At 43.8% G+C, this 22,169-nt stretch carries 23 protein-coding genes, 2 tRNA genes, 1 pseudogene, 1 riboswitch and 1 other annotated feature; of the genes and pseudogenes, 1 reads left to right on the top strand and 25 read right to left on the bottom strand.

Features of this window, described 5'->3' with window-relative positions:
• Positions 1–22: 22 nt before the first annotated feature.
• Positions 23–1,648 carry a putative polysaccharide biosynthesis protein gene (locus KI210_RS02415; RefSeq protein WP_212780304.1) on the bottom strand — a complete coding sequence of 542 codons (1,626 nt, stop codon included), beginning with the start codon at positions 1,646–1,648 and terminating at the stop codon, positions 23–25.
• Between the two features lie 87 nt (positions 1,649–1,735).
• Positions 1,736–4,150, bottom strand: coding sequence for a leucine--tRNA ligase (leuS, locus tag KI210_RS02410; RefSeq protein WP_212780303.1), 2,415 nt, complete (start codon positions 4,148–4,150; stop codon positions 1,736–1,738).
• A 41-nt stretch (positions 4,151–4,191) separates the two neighbouring features.
• Positions 4,192–4,380: a binding site (T-box leader), on the bottom strand.
• Between the two features lie 62 nt (positions 4,381–4,442).
• Here leuS and KI210_RS02405 point away from each other — a divergent pair.
• Complete coding sequence (locus KI210_RS02405) at positions 4,443–5,111, top strand: phosphatase PAP2 family protein (RefSeq protein WP_212780302.1); 669 nt, start codon at positions 4,443–4,445, stop codon at positions 5,109–5,111.
• A 123-nt stretch (positions 5,112–5,234) separates the two neighbouring features.
• On the opposite strand, the gene KI210_RS02400 is transcribed toward KI210_RS02405, so the two are convergent.
• The 23 genes and pseudogenes from KI210_RS02400 to KI210_RS02290 form a co-directional block, all read right to left on the bottom strand.
• Positions 5,235–5,507 (bottom strand): acyl carrier protein, encoded by a 273-nt coding sequence (locus KI210_RS02400; protein WP_212780301.1) that lies wholly within the window; start codon positions 5,505–5,507, stop codon positions 5,235–5,237.
• Positions 5,500–5,970 carry a MarR family winged helix-turn-helix transcriptional regulator gene (locus KI210_RS02395; protein WP_212780300.1) on the bottom strand — a complete coding sequence of 157 codons (471 nt, stop codon included), beginning with the start codon at positions 5,968–5,970 and terminating at the stop codon, positions 5,500–5,502. The genes KI210_RS02400 and KI210_RS02395 overlap by 8 nt, the downstream gene beginning before the upstream one ends.
• 261 nt (positions 5,971–6,231) lie before the next feature.
• On the bottom strand, positions 6,232–6,678 hold the full coding sequence (locus KI210_RS02390) for a MarR family winged helix-turn-helix transcriptional regulator (protein WP_212780299.1): 447 nt from the start codon (positions 6,676–6,678) through the stop codon (positions 6,232–6,234).
• A gap of 121 nt (positions 6,679–6,799) precedes the next feature.
• Positions 6,800–7,273, bottom strand: a complete 474-nt coding sequence (locus KI210_RS02385) for a MarR family winged helix-turn-helix transcriptional regulator (protein WP_212780298.1) — start codon at positions 7,271–7,273, stop codon at positions 6,800–6,802.
• Between the two features lie 142 nt (positions 7,274–7,415).
• On the bottom strand, positions 7,416–8,162 hold the full coding sequence (locus KI210_RS02380) for a biotin--[acetyl-CoA-carboxylase] ligase (RefSeq protein WP_212780297.1): 747 nt from the start codon (positions 8,160–8,162) through the stop codon (positions 7,416–7,418).
• A complete protein-coding gene (gene fabI, locus KI210_RS02375) occupies positions 8,162–8,929 on the bottom strand; it encodes an enoyl-ACP reductase FabI (RefSeq protein WP_212780296.1) in 768 nt (255 codons plus the stop codon). The genes KI210_RS02380 and fabI overlap by 1 nt, the downstream gene beginning before the upstream one ends.
• A gap of 13 nt (positions 8,930–8,942) precedes the next feature.
• Positions 8,943–9,710, bottom strand: a complete 768-nt coding sequence (gene accA, locus KI210_RS02370; protein ID WP_212780295.1) for a carboxyltransferase subunit alpha — start codon at positions 9,708–9,710, stop codon at positions 8,943–8,945.
• Positions 9,703–10,548: an acetyl-CoA carboxylase carboxyltransferase subunit beta gene (locus KI210_RS02365; protein ID WP_212780294.1), complete on the bottom strand. Its 846-nt coding sequence runs from the start codon at positions 10,546–10,548 to the stop codon at positions 9,703–9,705. Before KI210_RS02365 ends, accA begins: the two co-directional genes overlap by 8 nt.
• Entirely contained in the window at positions 10,514–11,911 is a 1,398-nt protein-coding gene (locus KI210_RS02360) for an acetyl-CoA carboxylase biotin carboxylase subunit (RefSeq protein ID WP_212780293.1), read from the bottom strand. The genes KI210_RS02365 and KI210_RS02360 overlap by 35 nt, the downstream gene beginning before the upstream one ends.
• Before the next feature lie 9 nt (positions 11,912–11,920).
• Positions 11,921–12,343, bottom strand: coding sequence for a 3-hydroxyacyl-ACP dehydratase FabZ (fabZ, locus tag KI210_RS02355; protein WP_212780292.1), 423 nt, complete (start codon positions 12,341–12,343; stop codon positions 11,921–11,923).
• A 1-nt stretch (position 12,344) separates the two neighbouring features.
• A complete protein-coding gene (gene accB, locus KI210_RS02350; RefSeq protein ID WP_212780291.1) occupies positions 12,345–12,782 on the bottom strand; it encodes an acetyl-CoA carboxylase biotin carboxyl carrier protein in 438 nt (145 codons plus the stop codon).
• A gap of 1 nt (position 12,783) precedes the next feature.
• Positions 12,784–14,010, bottom strand: coding sequence for a beta-ketoacyl-ACP synthase II (fabF, locus tag KI210_RS02345; RefSeq protein WP_212780290.1), 1,227 nt, complete (start codon positions 14,008–14,010; stop codon positions 12,784–12,786).
• A 9-nt stretch (positions 14,011–14,019) separates the two neighbouring features.
• On the bottom strand, positions 14,020–14,751 hold the full coding sequence (locus KI210_RS02340; protein WP_212780289.1) for a 3-oxoacyl-ACP reductase family protein: 732 nt from the start codon (positions 14,749–14,751) through the stop codon (positions 14,020–14,022).
• Entirely contained in the window at positions 14,735–15,670 is a 936-nt protein-coding gene (locus tag KI210_RS02335; protein ID WP_212780288.1) for an ACP S-malonyltransferase, read from the bottom strand. The genes KI210_RS02340 and KI210_RS02335 overlap by 17 nt, the downstream gene beginning before the upstream one ends.
• The gene (locus KI210_RS02330) at positions 15,670–15,918 is read right to left on the bottom strand and encodes an acyl carrier protein (RefSeq protein ID WP_212780287.1); all 249 of its coding nucleotides are present in this window, start codon (positions 15,916–15,918) and stop codon (positions 15,670–15,672) included. The genes KI210_RS02335 and KI210_RS02330 overlap by 1 nt, the downstream gene beginning before the upstream one ends.
• Before the next feature lie 44 nt (positions 15,919–15,962).
• Positions 15,963–16,928, bottom strand: a complete 966-nt coding sequence (locus tag KI210_RS02325) for a beta-ketoacyl-ACP synthase III (RefSeq protein WP_371870177.1) — start codon at positions 16,926–16,928, stop codon at positions 15,963–15,965.
• Positions 16,929–16,938: 10 nt separating this feature from the next.
• A complete protein-coding gene (gene fabZ / locus KI210_RS02320; protein WP_212780454.1) occupies positions 16,939–17,385 on the bottom strand; it encodes a 3-hydroxyacyl-ACP dehydratase FabZ in 447 nt (148 codons plus the stop codon).
• Positions 17,386–17,606: 221 nt separating this feature from the next.
• Positions 17,607–19,070, bottom strand: coding sequence for an MDR family MFS transporter (locus KI210_RS02315; protein WP_212780285.1), 1,464 nt, complete (start codon positions 19,068–19,070; stop codon positions 17,607–17,609).
• A 31-nt stretch (positions 19,071–19,101) separates the two neighbouring features.
• A complete protein-coding gene (gene metK / locus KI210_RS02310; protein WP_212780284.1) occupies positions 19,102–20,301 on the bottom strand; it encodes a methionine adenosyltransferase in 1,200 nt (399 codons plus the stop codon).
• Positions 20,299–20,383: riboswitch (SMK box riboswitch) on the bottom strand. Its footprint overlaps the gene before it by 3 nt.
• Positions 20,384–20,454: 71 nt before the next feature.
• Positions 20,455–20,527 (bottom strand) — tRNA-Val (locus tag KI210_RS02305).
• A 3-nt stretch (positions 20,528–20,530) separates the two neighbouring features.
• Positions 20,531–20,602, bottom strand: a tRNA-Glu gene (locus KI210_RS02300).
• Positions 20,603–20,666: 64 nt separating this feature from the next.
• Positions 20,667–21,548 carry a metal ABC transporter solute-binding protein, Zn/Mn family gene (locus KI210_RS02295; RefSeq protein WP_212780283.1) on the bottom strand — a complete coding sequence of 294 codons (882 nt, stop codon included), beginning with the start codon at positions 21,546–21,548 and terminating at the stop codon, positions 20,667–20,669.
• Between the two features lie 260 nt (positions 21,549–21,808).
• Positions 21,809–22,169, bottom strand: a pseudogene (locus tag KI210_RS02290) (amino acid ABC transporter permease); the annotation flags it as partial.

Raw genomic sequence — 22,169 nt, 5'->3', positions numbered from 1 at the left:
GGTAAACCGAATCCTTTTTGGTTTAAATACGCAATTTTATGCGTAGGCTAGTTACTCGGCTGCCTCCGATCACTTCTGCTAAACCTGATTTTAAAGCTAAATAGCCATAAACCAAACATCCAGCAGCTACGCCTAAAACCAAATCGATGACGGCGCTGATTCGCCGATCTGGAGATAAGAACATGCCAGCAACATGTTCTACCAAGAACACAACGACAAACATGATCACGCTAAAGGCCAAGATACCAATGACTCTTCGCGACATTCGCCCTAAATTGTAATGATATTTAATGTGCAAGTGTTTTAAAGAAAAGGCAATCGTAAAGAACATGGCGATATTAGTAGCAACCAAGGGGCCAAAGATTTTGAACAACCTGATCAGTGGATACTGAATCAGAAGCTTAATCACCAGTCCAATCACCAAATATTTGATGGCTAAGCCATTTTCAGAAAGTCCTTGTTGCATTGCCAGCAAAACCGTAAATAAACCTAGGCTAATCGCAGTAAACGATGACAATTGCAGCACCGCTACCCCTAATTTATCTGGACCATAAAAAACGGTATACAGTGGCCGAGCAATTGCAGCCATCCCAAAACTAGCCGGGATCATTACGACAAAGAATAACTCTAATGTATTCTCTAGTTGTCTTGCAATGTCATGCCATTCACGGCGAGCATGAGCCGCTGACAATAGCGGAATGGCAGTCACTGACATCGCAGTAGCTAAAGAAACCACGATCATGATTAACTTGTTGGCATTTAGGCCAAACAAGGCATACCAAGATTCGATTTGATCATAGCTAGCGTGGATGAAACTAGCAATCATCGCATGGAAAGTATATTGATCAACTAATTGATAAAGCGTAATCCCAGAATCGATTAGGATAAACGGAATTGACTGTTCAACAATTTCTCGGAATAAAGCTGAAGTTGAAACTTGCAAGTCATCATCTGATGTCGCAATTAGCTGATCTACTTGCCGTTTTTGGCGCAGGTAAAAGAAAGCCAACAGCAAGATGCCAAAAATCGCACCAATAAAGGCCGCAAAGTTGGATTGGATTACGGCATTTAAGTAATTGCCGTGTTGAACCTGCATAATCACGTAGGCTGTCACCAACATCCAAATTACGCGTGCCAACTGTTCGACAAATTGCGACATGGCACTGGGCATCATATTGCTATAGCCTTGGAAATAGCCGCGCATAATTGACATGATTGGAATAATTGCAACGGCACAAGCTAAAGCCCGTAAAACTGGAACTTGGCGCTGGTCACCGGCTGCAAAAACTGGTGCACAGAAATACATAATGGCCGCACAAACCAAACCAAAGATGCCCATTAGAAGCAAGCCGTGCTTAAACAGCCGCTGGCCAACCCGATACTCATTCAGGGCATTGTATTTGGCAATTTGTTTAGCAATTGCCCCTGGAATACCTGCAGTTGAAATGATCAAGAATAAGCTGTAAATATTGTAACTTTTGGCCGTTAATGCATTGGCAATATTGCCATAATGCCCCATCCAAGCGTACCAAGGGATAATATAGATCGCACCCAAAACACGCGAAAGGATTGAGCCAAAGGTCATCCAAGCCGACCCCTTTAGCAGCTTAGATTGGGAGTCGGTAGTTTTTGAACGATCGTTTTGCATAAATCTTCCTGTCTTCACAAAAGTTTTTAATTACATACTATACACTTTATCAAAGGTCGTTTAAAACTTATTTTTAAAACTTAAGACTTATTTAGCAACAATATTGACGATTTTGTTCGGAACTACGATAACTTTCTTGATTTCTTTGCCAGCCGTAAAGCGTTGAACATTGCTATCTGCTAAGGCAGTTTGTTCAACTTTATCTTTAGGCGCATCTTTTGGCATTTCAAGTTTGGCACGTAATTTACCATTTACTTGCACCATAATATGAACAGTGCTTTCAACTAACTTGGCTGGGTCATATTTTGGCCATTCGGCGAAGGTAATTGATTCATTGTGACCAAATACTTGCCAAATTTCTTCCATCATATGCGGTGCCACTGGCGCTAACAATTTTACAAAGCCTTCTGCATATTCCCGTGGGATCTGTTGGGCTTTTTGGGCCGCGTTAACAAAGACCATCATTTGTGAAATAGCCGTGTTAAAGTGGAGGTTCTCAAAGTCTTCCGTCACTTTCTTGACAGTTTCGTTGTAGACTTTATCCAATTTGCCATCATTTTCGTCAGTAATTTTTTCAGCTGGGATCGCCTTTAAATCGAGGTCATTGACGAACAGCCGCCATACCCGGTCTAAGAACTTCTTGGTGGAAGCAGGACCATTGTCATCCCAGTCAATTGATGCATCTAGCGGGCCCATAAACATTTCGTAAGTTCTTAAAGAATCGGCACCGTATTCATCAATCACATCATCTGGGTTAACCACATTGCCACGTGATTTCGACATCTTGTCGTGATCTTTTAAAATCAAACCTTGGTTAAACAAACGTTGGAATGGTTCTTTGGTTGGGACAACTCCCAGATCATACAAAACCTTGTGCCAGAAACGAGCATATAGAAGGTGGCGAACCGCATGTTCCGCCCCACCGATATATAAGTCAACCGGCAGCCATTGTTTCAGCAAATCATAGTCAGCCAGCTTTTTATCATTATGCGGATCAACATAGCGCAAGTAGTACCAAGATGAACCTGCCCAGTTAGGCATGGTATTGGTTTCACGCTTGCCTTTGCGGCCATTTTCATCAACTACGTTTACCCAATCAGTCAAGTTAGCTAACGGGCTTTCTGGCGTACCGGAAGGCTTAATATCAGTTGCATGTGGCAGACGCAATGGCAATTCATCTTCTGGAACCAGCGTTGTTTCGCCATCTTCCCAGTGAATTACCGGAATTGGTTCGCCCCAGTAGCGCTGACGAGAAAAGGCCCAGTCACGCAGCTTGTAGTTAACTTTCTGGCCGCCAACGCCGTGATCGCTTAACCATTCGATCATCTTATTTTTGGCATCTGCAATATTCAAGCCGTTTAAAAAGTCAGAGTTAATATGCGGACCATCGCCAGCATAGGCTTCCTTATCTAAGTCGCCGCCTTCAATTACCGGGATCATTGGCAAATTGAATTTCTTGGCAAACTCCCAGTCACGTTGGTCCCCAGCCGGAACTGCCATCACGGCACCGGTTCCGTAAGAGGCCAAAACGTAGTCGCTAATCCAAATTGGAACTTCCTTGCCGTTAACCGGGTTAATGGCATAAGCTCCGGTAAAGACCCCGGTCTTATCCTTGTTCAAGTCAGTCCGTTCCAAATCAGACTTGGATTCAATTGACTTCACGTAAGCTTCAACTTCAGCTTTTTGACTATCGGTCGTAATTGCTGCAACCAGTTCACTTTCCGGTGCTAACACGCAATAAGTACAGCCAAACAAAGTGTCAGGCCGCGTGGTAAAGATTTCGAAAGTCTCTGGCCGATCCTTTACCTTGAATTTAACCTGGGCACCCACTGAGCGACCAATCCAATTACGCTGCATTTCCTTAACAGGTTCAGGCCAATCCAAATCATCCAAATCTTCCAATAAACGATCAGCATAAGCGGTAATCTTTAACACCCATTGCCGCATATTCCGGCGATAAACCGGGAAGCCGCCCCGCTCCGTCTTGCCTTCAACCACATCTTCGTTAGCTACCACAGTACCCAGGTCAGGCGACCAGTTAACTGGAATTTCTGCTTCATAAGCCAGGCCTTTTTTATACATTTGTTCAAAAACCCATTGGGTCCACTTGTAGTAGTTAGGATCTGAGGTCCGAATTTCACGATCCCAGTCATATGAAAAGCCCAAAGTATTCAATTGCCGCTTAAAATTAGCAATGTTTTCATCAGTTACCACGGCTGGATCTTGGCCGGTCTTTAAAGCATATTGCTCAGTTGGCAAACCAAACGCATCCCAACCCATTGGGTGGAGCACATTATAGCCTTGTGCCCGCTTCATTCTTGCGACAATATCCGTTGCCGTGTAGCCTTCTGGGTGACCAACGTGCAAACCCTTGCCTGATGGGAATGGGAACATATCCAAAGCGTAATAGTTTTTCTTATTGGGATCAGTTCCCGTTTTAAAAGTTTTATGCTCAGCCCAGTATTTTTGCCATTTCTTTTCGACCACTTTGTGGTTGTACATATTTTCTGCTCCTTAGAATTAAAAACGTCCTATGACTAACATCATAGGACGAATCATCGCGGTACCACCTAAGTTTCGCACAACTGTGCGACCCTCAACAGTTCCATAACGCGGATGACCAAACGACAGGTTTTGCTTCAGGCTCAGTTCACAAGTACTTTTGACAGCTTTACACCAACCAGCTGTTCTCTAAAACAAAAGTTTTCTTGCTACTAGTTCCTGACCTTTATTTTCTCTATAATAATGACTATAATTTACCACAAATGCTAAAAATTACAAGAGGAGAATTCTTTTGAGAGAACAATTTGCACATCCAATAAAAGATACCCTGGTCCCAGGAGTGGTCTTTGCCGTAATCTTTACCGTTTGGGCACTTTTAGTCAGTTCCAATAGTGCCATCATTCATTCTTTCGACAGTGCCGTGATCGGGGTGGTTTATAACAATAATGCAACCTTAATTCAATTTACCAGTATTTTTACCAATATTGGCAACACAAGCAGCGTGATCGCCGAAACCGTAGTCGTCTTTGTGGTCTTGCTCTGGCGCAAGCACAAACAAGAAGCCTATTTTTTAGCCGGAACCATGATTTGTGCTAATGGCTATAATTGGGTCTTAAAACACTTAGTCCAGCGGGCCCGTCCCACCGTACACCACTTAGTTCATGCGGACGGCTACAGTTTCCCATCAGGCCACTCAGTTGGTTCGGCAACTTTATTCGGCTGCTTGATCATCATCACTTGCATCCTAGTTCAACGCCGGTCCATCAAAATCATCCTTAACACCATTTGGTTTATTTTTCCTTTGGTAATTGGTTATACGCGCATCTTCTTGCATGTCCACTATCCAAGCGATGTTTTAGGCGGCTGGCTTGAAGGGATTACGTTTGTCCTGCTCGGCTACAGTGTGCTTTACCATGTATACTACGAACCGCGCATCAATAATGCCCGTATTTCTGAATAAACTCAAGACCTGCTTTGCAGGTCTTTTTTGATGGGCAAAAAAAGATCGGACATCCATCCGATCTCTGAGCTATTTTTTACAAACATTTTGAACAAGTAATTGGTCTACATTCTTTACATATCTTTACAAACTGTCTTTAGCGTTTTCCGTTTCTAGGCTCCGTTTAACCAATTCCACCACTTGGCCTAAAGTCTTAGGATCAGCATAAACGCTTATTTCTACCTTAAACTCATCTTCCAACCGATTAAGCAAATCAAAAACTGCTAAACTATCCAATCCCAAATTTTCATTCAGCAGCATTTCTGGTTTCAGATCAGCCGGTTTAAGAGGCAGCATTGCTCCCCGCAATTCCACTATCTCGTTGGCTACTAGTTGAAAAATCTCCCTATTAGTCATCTAGCGCCCCCTCCATCTTGAAAAAAGTCCGCTGACCAAACATAGTTAAGACCCTGCCTAGACCGTGCTCAACACTTTTTACTTCTTCTCCGTCCATTTCATCAACCAAACTCTTTAAGACTTGAACTTGAAAGGCCCGATAGGCTCTAAACAACGTCCTCCCCCGACGCGTCAATTTAATCCGAACCACGCGCCGATCGTAGTCATCCCGCATTCGCAAGGCATAGCCCTTTTTAACGAGCCGATCCACGGTTACGGTTAAAGTCCCCGGAGTCAAGTGCAACTCATCAGCTAGTCTGCGAGCAGTGGATTGTTGTAATTCCGCCACTTTATCAACTGTGCGCAATTCCTTTAAAGTCAAATCACTAAATTGACTTTGCTTTAAAGCTTGTTCTTCAATCCACGGCAATTCATCGCAAAAAACACTAAAAGAATGATATAAGTGTTCTCTTTCTAATTCCATAGTAATTCCTCTATTTTAATAATTGCTCAGTGTCAATTATTATCAATTGGTTTATATTTTATACTGTTAACTTCAACAACAAATTATATTTAAAGTCTAAATAATGAATATATGCATGTCAAAAGTTATATTTATTAAGTGTTTTATTTTTCTTAATTTTCTGCCTTGCTAAGTATTCTATTATTAGCAGTAATTTTATTTTTAAGCACAAAAAGACATTTCCTTTAAAGAATGTCGGCCTTTGTTATAATATTCTTTTTTCTATTCAAGCATAGCTAAAACCCGATCTAAGCCTGCAATTACCGCATCTAGCTCTTTAGTATCCAGTCCTTCAGTAAAGGCCTGAACATAAGCAGCTTGAAAATGCTTATATTCATGGATCACATTTTTCCCCGAAGGACTCAGCTCGTTTTTAACGATTCGCCGATCTTGCGGGTCAAGCGTGCGATTCAGGTAACCCTTGCGCGCTAACCGTTCAATGGCAACCGTTAAAGTCCCAGGGGTTGTGCCAATCGCAGCAGCAAGACTTCTCGACGTACGATATAAATTACTGTCAAGTGCCACTAATAATTGAAGTTCTTTCACAGTTAGGTTATTAAAATCGCTTGCCTTCAAAAACTTTCTCGTAGCATGACTTAAGCCTAATGAAGCGGCCGCTACTTTTAATTCAATTGTTTCAGTTTTTGATTGTCTACTTGCTCTTGGCATTTTTCCATCCCCTCCGTCAAACAATTAATAAGCAAACAGTTATGCCCCACATATTTCATTTGCTCAAATTGTTCAACCTAATATAATACCTATCATTTATCCAACGAAAATAAATAATCACTTAACTTTTTGAATTATTTTTGTTGGTTTTAGCTTTGGTCAACTCCATTTCATTCTCCAGCAGCTTGATTCCTCGACGTAAACATCGCTTGCAAACTGCCATTTCCTCCGGAGTAAAATCATTCGTGATATGTTTAACGGCTCCCAGCCGATATTCCAGTGATAGTTGGGCTACCGCCTCACCTTTTTTAGTCAAATCTAGTCGCGAAACTCTTCGATCTTGCGGGTCTTTTTTACGAGTTATATACCCTTTTTCCACTAAATGATCAGCTGTCGCCGTAAACGAACCCGGGGTCAACCGTAGTTCATAAGCTACGCTTTGAGCTGTTTGGTGCGGAGTTTGTGAAAGCAAGGTCAATGCTCGCAGCTCCTTCACCGTTAAATCATTATATGGACTATTTCGGAGTTCGTATCCTTCACACCATAGTAATCTCTCATACAAATCGAGCACTAGCTCGGCCATTTCTTCTGCCATCTAAGTTCTTCTCACTTCCAAAAAACGCCCAAACGGCGGACTTCACATTTCGTAAACCTACGTTTTTAGTTTAGCCCGAAAGTTTTTCACTGTCAAAGATAAACTCTCAATTATTTATATGTTGCTTAGTAAAATTAACGACTCACCAGAATACTTTTATCACCTCACCAGAATATAACTTGCATATCTTTCCTTGTTCAGTTTCTAACATAAGTGATCCATCAGCATTGATATCACGTACAATTCCACTTACTCTACCGTGGTTTAAGTCAAATGTGACGACTTTTGCAAGAAGAATCGAATATTTACGATAATCGGCGATAACTTCACTATTCGAATTACATTTACAAATAGTCAATAATTTGTTTATCAAACTAATCAGTAATTGATTATTATTAATAGTATTGCCTGTCAGGGCTCCGGCCTTTTTTTGTATATCGGAAGGAAAAAGCTGAGTTGAAATATTAAGGCCAATTCCAATAAGAATTGCCTTATCAAGCTGCTCACATAAGATCCCCCCAACCTTCTTGTTATGGAGATAAAGATCATTGACCCACTTATAGCCGACAGGCAAATTGGGAAAATGCTCAACAATTGCTTTACGGCAGGCAACTGCAGCCTTAATTGTCAATAAATCTTGATTGGCGAGATAGTTTTTAGGCAAGATTAAGGTTAAATAGATTCCAGTAGCCGCTGGTGAATAGAATTTTCGCCCTTGTTTGCCATAACCATGGCTTTGCTCGTCGGCAGCAAAAATGACCGGCTGGACCAGGTCATGGTCTTGACAATATTGGCGTGCTATGTCCTGCGTTGAAGAAACACATTTAAAAGCAAAAATGGCCGCTTCATCCCCCAAAGCAGCCATTAATTCTTCTTGGTTTAAATTCATTAGATCAAATGAACTCCTTTATCAACGTAAATGACATCCCCAGTGATCCCTTGGGCTAAATCACTAACCAAAAAAGCACAAGCGCCGCCAATTTCATCTAAAGTTACTCCCTGACCATCAACTGATCGACTAGCGGATTCATCTAAGAGGGATTTATGACCTTTAATTCCCGTAACAGATAATGTTTTTACCGCTCCTGCGCTAATTGCATTAACCCGTACGCCGCTTGCGCCCAAATCACGAGCGAGATAACGCATGGTACTTTCCAGGGCAGCTTTGGCAATCCCCATAACATTGTAATTGGGAATTGCTCGTTCGCTTCCAAAATAAGTCATCGTGACAATACTTGCACTTGGCGTCAGCAAATCCAGTTCCGAGGCTTTTTTGGCGACTGCTAGCAAGCTGTAAGCCGAAATATCCTGAGCTAAATGATAACCTGACCGGGTAACGTTGGTAATTTTGCCGCCTAGTTCATCACTCTTAGCAAAGGCAAGCGAATGCACTATTCCATCGACTTGTCCAAAATTCTCCTTGATGGTCCGGAATGCTCGGTCAATGCTGTCATCGCTAGCCACGTCGCATTGAATCATGCGATCACTTGCATCAGGCCCAACCAGTTTCTCTAAAAATTTCAAAGTCCGATCACGATTGTAAGTATAAATAATTCGGGCACCCTGCTCAGCCATCACTTTAGCGCATCCCCAAGCGATGGAACGCCGATTGGCAACTCCCATGATCACAATGGTTTTTCCAGTTAATAAAGCCATTACTCTTCCTTTCTTAATATTGACGAAAGCGTTGTTTTCTTTTAGCTAGCAGTTCTGCTGGCGTTAAAGCTGCTAATTCCTTCAATTGTTGACAAATAACTGTTTTAACAGTTTCGGCCGTTTGGTTATGGTTAGCAGATTCGGGAATGATTTCTTCTATCACCTGGTATTTTTTCAAAGATTCCGGAGTAATCTGCATAATTTCAGCCGCCTGGGCTGCCTTAGAGCTATCACGGTACATAATAGAGGCAAATCCTTCAGGCGATAATACCGAATAGGTACTATTGGTCAACATCAGCACCCGATCGCCACAAGCCAAGGCCAAGGCGCCACCACTGCCCCCTTCACCAAAAATTACCGTAATGATTGGTACGGGCAGATTGCCTAGCTGCAGCAAGTTTTGCGCAATTGCCGCCCCTTGGCCCTGCTCTTCAGCTTCTTGACCAGGGTAGGCACCAGCAGTATTGACAAAAATAATAATTGGCCGGTGAAATTTAGCCGCCTGCTTGGCTAAGCGCAGGCTTTTGCGATAGCCCCCAGGAGTCGGACAGCCAAAATGGCGGGCAATTCGTTCTTGGGCACTATGCCCGCGATCTGTCGAAATGACCGTCACCGCCTTGTTATTCAGTGTGGCCAAACCGCCAATAATGGCCGGATCATCGCTGCCCAGACGGTCGCCATGCAGTTCAATAAAATCTGGAAAAATTTGCGCAATTAATTCCCGACCGGTAATTTTATCATCGCTGCGGGCTTTTTTGACGATTTCCATCGCTTTAGTCATTTGGTCCACCCACCTTAATCAATTTCGCAAGGAGCGCTTTTTCATCCTTGCGTTCAACGATTTTATCAATAAATCCGTGACTTAAAACTGTTTCTGCATCCTGCAAGTCTTGCGGAATTTTAGTGTGCATGGTTTGTTCAATTACTCTGCGACCAGCAAAACCTACCATCGCATGCGGTTCTGCCAAAATAATATCCCCATCCATGGCAAAACTGGCAGTGACTCCACCAGTCGTGGGATCAGTTAAAACGGTTAGATATAGCAGGCCTAGCTGACTGTGCTCATAAATCGCATTGCTAATCTTTTGCATCTGCATTAAAGACAGAATTCCTTCTTGCATCCGGGCTCCGCCACTCGCGGTAAAAAGAACCACTGGCAAGCGATTTTGACTGGCGTCTTCAAATAAGCGGGTAATTTTTTCACCAGTCACTGTGCCCAGCGACCCCATGATGACAGTGGGATCCATGATGCCTAGATTAAAAGTGACATCTCCGATTTGGGCCCGACCGGTTAAAACCGCATCATTTAAGTGCGCCGCTTTTTCCATTTTTTCCAACTTCTCAACGTAATTTGGAAAGTGCAAGGGATTATTCGTATGCAGGTCCTGATCAAATTCTGCAAAGTCATCTACCAGCCACTTCAGTCTTTGTCTGGCTGAAATCCGCATCCCCGCCCCACAATTGGGACAATTGCCATAATCGTCAATCTGTGCTTTAGCAAGCAGTTGATGGCATTTAGGGCAACGAACCCAGAGTCCTTCGGGGACTTTGCTATCAGCAGCCTTATCTGCCTTGATTCGTCGCTCAGTCAGCGTATTTTTCTGTTGGTAGAGTTTCATCGTGTTCCTCCTTCCAACTTGGCAAAAAGCTATCTTCTAGATAAGTTGTCGTGTATTTTTCGCTGGCAAAAACCGGATCATGCAGCAAATCCTGGTGAAATTGCTGATTCGTCTCCACCCCGGATATTACTAGTTCATCGAGCAAACGCTGCATTTTAATAATCGCTTCATGCCGATCATTGCCGTGAGCCACTAATTTCGCAATCATTGAATCATAGAAAGGCGAAATCTTCATCCCTTGGTAGAGCGCCGTATCCATTCTCATTCCCAGATTGCCAACTGGTAAATACAAGTAATCGATCGTTCCAATCGAAGGCATAAAATTATGAGCTGGATCCTCAGCATTAATGCGGCATTCAATAGCGGCACCATGCGGAAGAAGGTCTGCTTGCTGGAAAGGCAAGGCTTCACCAGCGGCGACCTTGATCTGCGCCTTCACTAAATCAACCCCCGTAACCATTTCGGTAATGGTATGTTCTACCTGAATTCGGGTATTCATCTCCATAAAATAGAAATGATGTTGCTGATCCATCAAAAATTCAATCGTCCCCGTATTGCGATAATCAACCGCATTAGCAGCTTTGGTGGCAATTTCTCCTAATTTTGCCCGTTCAGCCGGTGTAATCAACTGACACGGACTTTCTTCGAGAACTTTTTGCCGATTACGCTGCAAGGAACAATCCCGCTCAGGAAAGTAAACACAATGACCTTGGTTATCACGAAAAATCTGCATTTCAATATGTTTGCAATTCTCCATGATTTTTTCTAGATACATCCGATCATCGCCAAACGAAACCCGGGCTTCATTTTGGGCTTCGGTAAAAGCACTTGCTACTTCCGAGCGACGCTCAATGCGGCGAATGCCTTTACCCCCGCCTCCAGCAGCTGCTTTAAGCAAGACAGGATAACCAATCCTTTCAGCCTCTTGTTCTGCTGCTTGCGGATTTTGGATAAAATCATTTGATCCCGGAATAACGGGTACGCCGCTTTTAATCATCTGTTCGCGAGCATGCTCTTTATTGCCCATTAGGTTAATCGTTTCAGGCTTGGGGCCAATCCAGACTAGACCGCAAGCCTGACACATTTGGGCAAAGTCCGCATTTTCTGATAAAAAGCCGAAGCCGGGATGAATGGCTTCGGCACCCGTGCCGACGGCTGCCGACAGGATATTTTTGATATTTAAATAGGAATCTTGAGGTTTCGGTCCACCAACGCAAACCGCTTCATCGGCTAATTGCACATGGAGACTCTCGCGATCAGCGGTTGAATAAATAGCTACTGACTTTATGCCTAATTCTCGTAAAGACCGAATAATTCGAACCGCAATTTCACCCCGGTTAGCAACCAATATTTTGCTAAACATTTTCCTCACCTAACCAATCATAAAAGTTAATTTGGCTGTGCAGGCCTTTTTGCCATCTACCGTGGCAATCCCGGTACCCATGCCAATGTGGCCACGAATTTTATCCAAATGAACCGCCAATTTCAGCACATCCCCTGGCCGGACAACGTGGCGAAATTGAGCTTCTTCGATCCCGCCAAAATAAGCAGTTTTGCCTTTAAAATCAGGCATTGACAACAAGGCAACCGCTCCTGTTTGCGCTAGTGACTCCACTATTAAAGCCCCTGGCAAGACCGGATTGTTGGGAAAATGTCCTTGAAAAACTTCTTCATGGATCGTAACGTTTCTGGTCGCAACGGCTTTTTCACCGGGAACCAATTCATCAATGCGGTCGATTAACAACATCGGGTATCGATGGGGGATTATTTTTTGAATTTCTGTTGCATCAAGCATCTTATTCTTCTTTCAATTCCAATAAAGGTTGACCAACCTCAACCAAATCGCCATCTTCAACTTTAACGGCAGCTACAACGCCGGCTTTATCGGCTTTCACTTCAGTCATCATTTTCATTGCTTCAATGATACAAATCGTCTGCCCCTTCTTTACGCGATCGCCTGGTTGAACATAAGGCGGCTGGCCTGGCTTTGATTGCAGATAGACGGTACCAACTAGCGGGGCATCGATCGTTATTTTTGGTTCAGCTGGCAGCGCAGTATTTTGCTGATCTTGTTTCTCATCAGGCTTAACTTCTGCAGCTGTTTTGGCAGCTGACGGCACTACTGTTTGATTTTTACTTAAACGAAGATGCAGATCTCCTTGATCTAATTCCAATTCACGCAGATCTGAATCTTCAAATTCATGCATTAATTTTTTGATTTCTTCAATAGTCAACTTAGTTATGCCACTTTCTAAATGCTAAAACGGCATTATGTCCACCAAAGCCGAATGAATTGCTCAAAGCGTATTCTACCTGGGTATTCTGCGTTGCTTTATCAACCAAATTAATTGAACATTCCGGATCTTGATCAAAGCAGCCCACGTTCCGAGGCAGCTTGCCTTGATTAAGACTGGCAACAGTTATTACCGCTTCAATCGCTCCAGCTGCTCCCAATAAGTGCCCCGTCATTCCTTTGGTTGAACTTACTAATACTTTTGCACCAAAAAGCTGACTTATGGCTTGGGCTTCACCGCTGTCATTAGCATGGGTTGCCGTACCATGGGCATTAATGTAGCCAACTTGCTCAGGTTTAATTTGAGCTTCTTCAACGGCTTGGGCCATCGCCCGCTTTGCCCCTGCACCGGTTGGATCGGGGGACGTAATGTGGTAGGCATCACAAGTTGCCCCATAACCAACGATTTCGCCTAAAATTTGAGCACCTCTTGCCTGAGCGTGTTCCAAACTTTCCAGCACTAATGTGCCGGCTCCTTCTCCTAGGACAAAGCCATTGCGGTTTTGGTCAAAGGGCAACGATGCTCGCTTAGGATCCGCCGTAGTTGACAAAGCAGTTAAAGCAGCAAAGCCGGAAATTCCAATTTCGTTAACACTGGCTTCCGCCCCGCCACTAATCATCACTTGGGCGCGGCCGGCTTTAATTTGCCGATAGGCTTCACCAATCGCATTAGTAGCTGAAGCACAAGCCGTGGTGATTGAAGTACAAATATTTTTGGCCTGCAAACGAATTGCAATGTTGCCCGCTGCCATGTTGGAAATCGCCATTGGCACAAACAACGGTTTAACGCGCTTAGGGCCTTTTTCATGCATCTTAATCACTTGTTCCTGGATGGTAGTCAAGCCGCCAATGCCTGAACCATAGATGACTCCCATTTCTTCACTAGTGGTATTTTCTGGGTTAATTCCAGCCATCTCCGCAGCTTCAACGGCAGTTTGGACAGCGTATTGCGAATATAAGTCCATGCGCCGCGCTGCTTTTTTGCCAACCACCAGGCTGGGATCAAAGTCATCAACTTCTCCAGCCACGGTAATTCCGGTTTGACTTGCATCAAATTTGCTAATTGCTTTAATTCCAACCTTACCGGCAAAGGTATTTGCAATGAATGCCTTCACACCGTTGCCATTGGGACTTACTGCCCCCATTCCTGTAATTACAACTCTAGTCATTCAGACCTCCTACATGCACATGCCGCCATCAACGACAATGGTTTGCCCTGTCACATAATCACTCTCAGCCAAAAAAAGGGCTGCCTGGGCAACATCGCGCCCCTGGCCAAAATGACCTAAAGGAATCCGAGCGGCGAGCTCTTTTTTGGTCTTTTCACTCAATCGATTAGTCATATCGCTAACGATCATTCCCGGGGCAATAGCATTGGCTCGGATATTCCGCAGTGCTGCTTCTCTGGCTAAACTCTTAGTAAAAGCAATCAATCCGCCCTTAGCAGCAGCGTAGTTAGCTTGTCCGACATTGCCCATTAAGCCAACGACACTGGCCATATTTATGATGCAGCCGCTTTTTTGCTTATACATCTTTTTCAACAATTGACTAGTCAGCACAATCGGGCCATTGAGGTCAACATTGACCACATCAGTGAGGTCGGCTGCTTTCATGCCAATTAGCAGCTTATCGCGATTAATGCCCGCATTATTGACCAAAACATCAATTCGACCATAAGCATCCCAAGCTTTTTGGGCAAAGTCCGACAAACTTGCCAAATCTCCCAAGTCAGCTGGAATAAACTGATAGTCAACGTGCATTTCCTGCAATTTAGCTGCTAAATCAGCTGGCAGCTGACTGCGTCCGTTCAAGACTAGGCGACAACCTTTTTGGGCAAAAGCCAAAGCGATTTCTCGCCCGATTCCTCGGCTTGAACCGGTAATTAATACTACTTTATTGCTTAAATCCATCTGCCTGCTCCTTGATAAAAGCCTGATAATCCGCTAAGTTGCTAATGTTGAACCGTTTTAACTGACGATTAGTTTGCTTGGCAAAAGTTGATAAGGTCTTGCCCGGGCCGATTTCTAGCGTTGCCGTGAGGCCACCATGCTCATTAAGATAGGCCAGATCTGCCCCAAAATGGGTAGGACTGGCTACTTGCTGAGCCAGAACGGTTTTGACGCTGGCTAGGTCAAAGGGTTTGACGGTGGTATTAGAAATTACTGGTACCAGACTGTTTTTAAATTCAACTTTTTCCAGGCGCTTGGCTAGTTTAGCCTTGCTATTATTCATAAAACGCGTATGGAAAGCCCCACGAACATGCAAAGGAACAACCTTCTTGGCAGCTTTTGCAGCCCTAATTTTGCTGATTGCTGCTTCAACTGCTTCGGCTCTTCCGCCAATCACCACTTGTGCCGGAGAATTATAATTAGCAACTACCGCACCGGTTTCCCTTACAATCTGAGAAACTTTTGTTAAGTCAGGCAAAACTAGCGCAGCCATTTTCCCGGGAAATTCTTCACAGTCGGTTTGCATATACTGACCGCGATCGGCTACTAATTTAAAGCCAGTAGCCTCATCCAGCATCCCGGATGCAATTAAGGCGGCATATTCACCAAGCGACAAACCCATCATGCCCGCAAGCGACAAATTGGGACAATCCCGCTCAAGCATTTTATAAATGCCTACGCTAACTGCCACTAGTGCTGGCTGCACGTAGTTGGTTTGGTCTAGCTCGCCATTTTCACTGGCCATGATTTTGACTATATCTAAGCCAGTAGCCTGATGAGCCGTTTCAATCACCTGGCTAAAAGTTGGGTCAGCCAAAAAGTCTAACCCCATGCCAGGCTTTTGCGCACCCTGGCCGGCAAATAGAATTCCAAACTTCATTATTTTTCCTTAGCTGCCAATTGCTCGCTGACAAAATCAACTACGGCACCGACAGTTTCTAAGCTTTCATCGGTATCAAGTTCAATATCCAATTTATCTTCAAGCGTGTTAATGATTTCGAACAAGTCCAAACTGTCAGCTTCAAGGTCATCCTTAATGTTAGTTTGAAGTGTGATCTTTTCTGGATCTACATCCAATTCTTCAACAGTCGCATCTTTTACAATGTTAAAAATTTCGTCTTTAGCCATAATTTTTCCTCGTATTTCTATTTTTAAATCGTTAATTATTCTGCTTAAAATTTCACTAGGCAGCAGCCAACTGAAAGACCGCCACCATATCCGCACATCATCACCGTTTGCCCCGGCTTGATTAGCCCATCTGCCAAACAGTCGGCTAACAAAATGCCCTCGCTAGCTGCCGCAGTATTCCCAACGGTTTGAATATTCATGGGGAACTTTGCTAGTGGCAGGTCTAACCGTTTAGCAACTTGTTCGATAATGCGACGATTCGCTTGGTGCAATAAGAACCAGTCAATTTGGGCTAACTCTATGCCTGCCTCTTCAGCAGTCGCAGCTATGAGCTGGGGAACCTGGTGGGTAGCAAAGTGATAAACTTTGCGTCCATCCATGGTAAACGGACTATGCTGCAAAACCGTTTGCGGAAATTTACCCGCGGGGTTGGCCCCAGCGACAATTGCCTGCGCACTTTCGCCAAAACTAGTCAAAGTTTGAGCTAAAAAATGTGCGTCCTGGCTTGCTTCTAACAAGACGCCGCCAGCACCATCACCAAACAACACCGCGGTTGACCGGTCCTGCCAATCTAGCAATTTAGATAAAACTTCAGCACCAATCACTAACGCCGTCTTTTTTTGCAGCGTTAGCATGAGTGATCTGGCAGCCGTAAGGGCATATACAAAACCTGAACAAGCCGCCGACAGATCAAAACAAACCGCATTAACGGCTCCAATTTGCGCCTGCACCAAATTGCTGACGCTTGGGGTTTGGCTATCAGGTGACATTGTCGCTACCACCAGCAAGTCAAGCTCGCTAGCCGCTAGGCCAGCTTGCCTTAATAATTTAGTAGCCACCTTTGAAGCCAGGTCACTAGTATTTTCACCAGTCGAAAGATGGCGCTGCCGAATACCAGTACGGGTACGAATCCATTCGTCCGAAGTATCCATGATTTGGGTCAGGTGGTCATTAGTGACGATGCGCTCGGGCAAGGCCTTGGCGCAAGCCGTAATCTTTACATCTTTCACGCCGCCTGCCTCAGATCTTTTCATCCCGCTCAGCGACGATGAAGGTTAATTCGGCACTTGTTACCTTTTTCCCATCAACCGTAGCTACTGCGTCAACGATGCCCATGCGCGAACGAACCTTAACCAGCTCAACTTGTAATTTCAGCTGATCTCCGGGACGGACAACGCGTCTGAACTTACCATGCTTAATTGTGCCTAGGTAAGCTGTCTTTTTATAAAATTCTGGTGAGCGCAATATCAAAACGGAAGCCGCTTGTGCTAGGGCCTCAATAATTAAAACCCCTGGCATAACCGGATTTCCCGGGAAATGACCACGAAAAAAGTTTTCGTTGATCGTTACATTCTTGGTTGCTGTGATACTCTTTCCAGGCTCTAATTTATCCACATAATCAATATAGGCTATTGGATAACGATTAGGAATTAAATCCAGAACCTCTTGTGCTGTCATCACTACCAAGTTCTTCACCTACTTCCTTTCACATCAAATACAAATATTCGATGTTTTTGATTGTATAGCTCGAAAACTCGTAAGTCAATGAAATTTGCTGAATTTTATCGTATATGTATAGATATAGGTACGGTCAAAAGCCTTGTGCCCCATGCTCTGAAGCAAAAAAAGCGACTACCGTTAAATAACAGTAATCGCTTATTTTATCAATGTATTATTGTTGTATTTTCCTAATGTATATTTTGTTTCTTAGCTTGAACTTTAAAACCAGCTAACAAGCCAAAGGATAGCAAAACTAGTAGAATTCCCACTACATATACACTCTTTAAAGCTCCAAATAAGACCTGCCGCAGACTAGGAATTAATTCTGCCGGCAGCGTTGCAGCTTTTTGGGCTGAAACGATCTTATTCATCATGCCGCTATTTAAATTAGGATGCTGGCTTAAACCGTGGCTTACCATAAGGTTGAACACTATTCCGTAAAAGGAAACAAGAATAGTTTGCCCCAAATACTTCATCAAGGTATTGAAAGAAGTAGCCACGCCAATTTCATCCGAGGGTACCATCAATTGCGATTCCACCAGCGATTGCATGGTAATTGTCCCAAAGGCCAAGCCCGTAAACGGGCCGACTAAAAAGAATACCCAAAAAGGCGTCTTAAAGGGCATGATTACTAGAGCGATTTCTGCTGCTAGCAACAAACAGAGCATCCCTTTAATGGTGCCCTTAGTGCCCCACTTGCCAACCATCCAAGTACAGGTGAAGGAACCCAAAATCCAGAATAAGGAACTTGGCGTAACTACAAATCCGGCAATCGAAGCACTGGTACCATTAATTCCCTGCATCCAGGTAGGCAGATAGAATTCAAAGCCAATAACTAGACCAAAGACCAATAAATTAATTAAATTGAGAATCAAAAAATTACGATTCTTTAATAACTGCAGCGATAAAATTGGATCCTGTGCCCGCTTTTCAGCTTGATAGAAGCCAAAGCCTGACAGCAGCATAACCAGCATTAAGACGCCCAGCAACAACCAATTGGCCTCTTCCAGCTGCTGGAAAAAGAGCATCATGCTCAATAAAAAGATGACCAGCGTCGTTGTTCCCGCTAAGTCCAAACGGCCACTTTGAGCATGTTTATTTTCCTTAAGGCAGAACAAGACCAAAAGGAAAGCTATAATACCTAACGGTACGTTTATTTCAAAGACCCAGTGCCAAGAAAGCTGCTGGACAATAAAGCCACCTAATAACGGAGCAATGACTGAAGCCACGCCCCAGAAACTGGAGTTAATCCCCAGCATGCGGGCACGTTTGGCTGGTGGATACATATCAGCAATCACCGTGATCGCCACGGTCTGCACGGCACCTGAACCCAGACCCTGAATTACCCGAAAGAATATCAACTCCAACATACTGGTTGATAAGCCACATAAGGCTGAACCAACGACAAACAAACCAATGCCAAACAAAAAAACCGGCTTACGTCCAAGACTATCAGCCAGTTTTCCATAAATGGGAGTGGAAACCGCCGTCATCAGCAAGAAAATCGACACCACCCAGTTCATCATCTCGAGACCATTCAGATCACTGACGATGGTGGGCATGGCAGTTGACACAATCGTGCCTTCGATTGCGGTCATGAATGTCGTTAGAAAAATTGCAAGCGTGACTAATGGCACGTTTGTTTTCTTCATAGCTACCCCATTCCTCTTATTTATCTATCCTTTATTTTTGATGAGTTTGCACGAATTTTTGCAAGGCTTCGACCCGATCAGTGTGTTCCCAAGGCAAATCTACGTCAGTTCGACCAAAATGACCGTAGGCGGCCGTTTGTTCATAAATCGGCCGACGCAAGTCCAGCATTTTAATGATGCCAGCTGGTCGCAAGTCAAAACTAGCTCGTACTGCTTCAGTCAGTAGTTCATCGCTGACTTTACCTGTTCCATTTGTATCTACTCGAATGGAAACCGGGTGAGCAACGCCAATTGCATAAGCAAGTTGCACTTCGCAGCGATAAGCCAAACCAGCAGCGACGATATTTTTGGCAACATACCGAGCAGCATAAGAAGCTGACCGGTCTACCTTAGTTGCATCTTTGCCAGAAAATGCGCCACCGCCATGACGAGCGTATCCGCCATAAGTATCCACAATGATTTTTCTACCAGTCAAGCCAGCATCGCCCTTAGGCCCACCAATCACAAAACGGCCTGAAGGATTAATCAAGTATTTTGTTTCAGCATCCAAGAACTTGCTTGGAATGACTTCTTTAATTACTTGATTGATCATTGCATCTTCGATCGTTTCATTAGTTACTTCTGCATCAGTTTGGGTTGAAATTACCACCGTATCAATCCGTTTAGGCTTGTCATTTTCATCATATTCAACCGTTACCTGCGCCTTAGCATCTGGTCTAAGCCAAGTTAACTCGCCGCTTTTACGCAGATCGCTTACCCGCTTCATCAGCTTATGGGCAAGTGAAATTGGCAGCGGCATTAATTCTGGAGTTTCTTTAATCGCAAAGCCAAACATCAATCCCTGATCACCAGCCCCAATTTGGTCAAGCTGGTCATTGTCATCCTTGCCCCGAACTTCCAAGGCATGGTCAACACCTTCAGCAATGTCTGGCGATTGCTCATCAATATTAACCAAAACGGCACAATTATCTGCATCGAAGCCTAGTTCTGGCCGATCGTAACCAATTCGGCGGATCGTATCACGAACTACGCCTTGGACGTCAACGTAGGCTGTGGTTGAGATTTCTCCAAAGACCAGGACCATCCCCGTGGTTACGGAAGTTTCACACGCAACGTGAGCGTATGGATCCTTAGCCAAAATTGCATCTAAAATTGCATCGGAGATTTGGTCAGCAACCTTGTCTGGGTGCCCTTCAGATACTGATTCAGAAGTAAAAAGTTTCTTTTCCATATGTCCCCCTATATAGACTTAGCTATTCGGTTACAAGGCATCTTCACCACGAGGGTGAATCCTTTCAGGACTTGAACCGATCTTATGATATAAAAAGTTCGTTCTAGATTATAAAAAAAGAAACTACCGGAAACCCGGCAGTTTCTAGAACGATGGAGGATACAGGGCTCGAACCTGTGACCTCCTGCTTGTAAGGCAGATGCTCTCCCAGCTGAGCTAATCCTCCAAATGACCCGTACGGGATTTGAACCCATGTTACGGCCGTGAAAGGGCCGTGTCTTAACCACTTGACCAACGGGTCGTTCTCAAAACAGGACATTTATAAGTATACCTGTTCTGAGTAAAAATGCAAGGATTATTTTGAATTATTTTTCAAAAAGCTTAGCTAAGTTTTGGTAGTTCTTGTACATCCAGTCATAATAAGATACCCCGTTCGGCATCGTTTCGCGGACATCAATCACTTTTACCTTGTTTGCCTTAGCAATTTTCAACATATTATTAACAGTTGAACTAGAAGCCTGCGTGTTGTTAACAAATAAACTAAAACCGCCATGCTTTAATTTGTTTTGGACCGTGTGAATCGTTTTAGCACTTGGGTCGGTTTCATTTTCAATCGCATTTTCAAATTCTGTATCGCCAATCTTGAATCCAGCTGCTGTTAAAGCATAGTCAAAGACAGGTTCAGAAACAAAGACAGGCTTTTCTTTGCTTCCGTTGATGGTTTTAGCTAAAGCTTGAATTTTGGCAATCTTGGCTAAGTAAGCAGCACCTTGCTTTTTAAAGTAAGATGCGTGCTTGGGCGCTATTTTAGAAGCCTTTTTTACTAAATAATCAACATATTCTTTTGGCATCTTTAAGTCATACCAAATGTGCGGATTATCGCTGCTCTTCTTTCCCATGATTTGTTCACCGACTTTGACAGCCTTTTTTCCGTTGGATTCGGCTAAATGATTCATCCAATTGTCATAGCCCATTCCATTAGCAATCACAATATCAGCACCGCTGACAATTTTGGCTGAGCTGGTCGTAGGTTCAAAATCATGCGGATCAGTATCCCCGTTAGAAATTACTGGTTTAGCCGTACCATACTTGCCAAGAACTTGTTTGGCAATATCCGCATAAACATTGGTTGAGGTAACAACCGTCACTTTCTTATCGCTTCCGGCGTTATTTCCCTTTGAACAAGCTGTTAAACCAAGGGCAAACATCGCTGTCAGCACCAGTAATAAGGTCTTTAATTTCTTCATGGATTATTATTCCTTCCCCATATTATTAATTTACAGTAATAATGATATCCATTCAGAGCATCATGGAAAAGACTGCGCGCCGTCCTCGCCGCTATCCCTAAAAACAAATATCATATTAGAATGCCACTTTTATTCAGATATTGCAAGAATATTTTTGTAAAAAGCCTAATATCCTTATTTTATCAAGAAGCTGCGCAAATTGTGGCAAAGAAAAAACCTCAAAGTCAAATTTAACTTGAACTTTGAGGTTAAAACTTATCTTATGATGCATAACGCTTTGACAAATATGAAGCCAGCTTCGACAAGGCAAAACAGATGATGAAGTACATCACCGCAATTATCAAATACATTGGAATCATGTAAGTCGAATTCTGGCTGTAGATGATCTGCGCCCGATACAATAATTCCGGCAGCAGGATGATCGTGGCCAGCGACGTGTCCTTGACCAGCGATACGAACTGCGACAGCAGCGCCGGTATCATGTTGTGCACCGCCTGCGGCACGATGATGTGGTACATGGCCTGCACGTACGTCATCCCGTTGCTTCGTGCACCTTCCATCTGTCCGTAGTCGATCGATTCGATCCCGGCGCGCACGATCTCGCTGATCATCGCGCTTTCG

Origin of the sequence: Lactobacillus corticis, from assembly GCF_018327645.1 — a bacterium.
GTDB classification, from domain to species: Bacteria; Bacillota; Bacilli; order Lactobacillales; family Lactobacillaceae; genus Lactobacillus; species Lactobacillus corticis.
The sequence above is the reverse complement of the archived record's forward strand: the minus strand, read 5'-3'. Positions and strand labels throughout refer to the sequence as shown.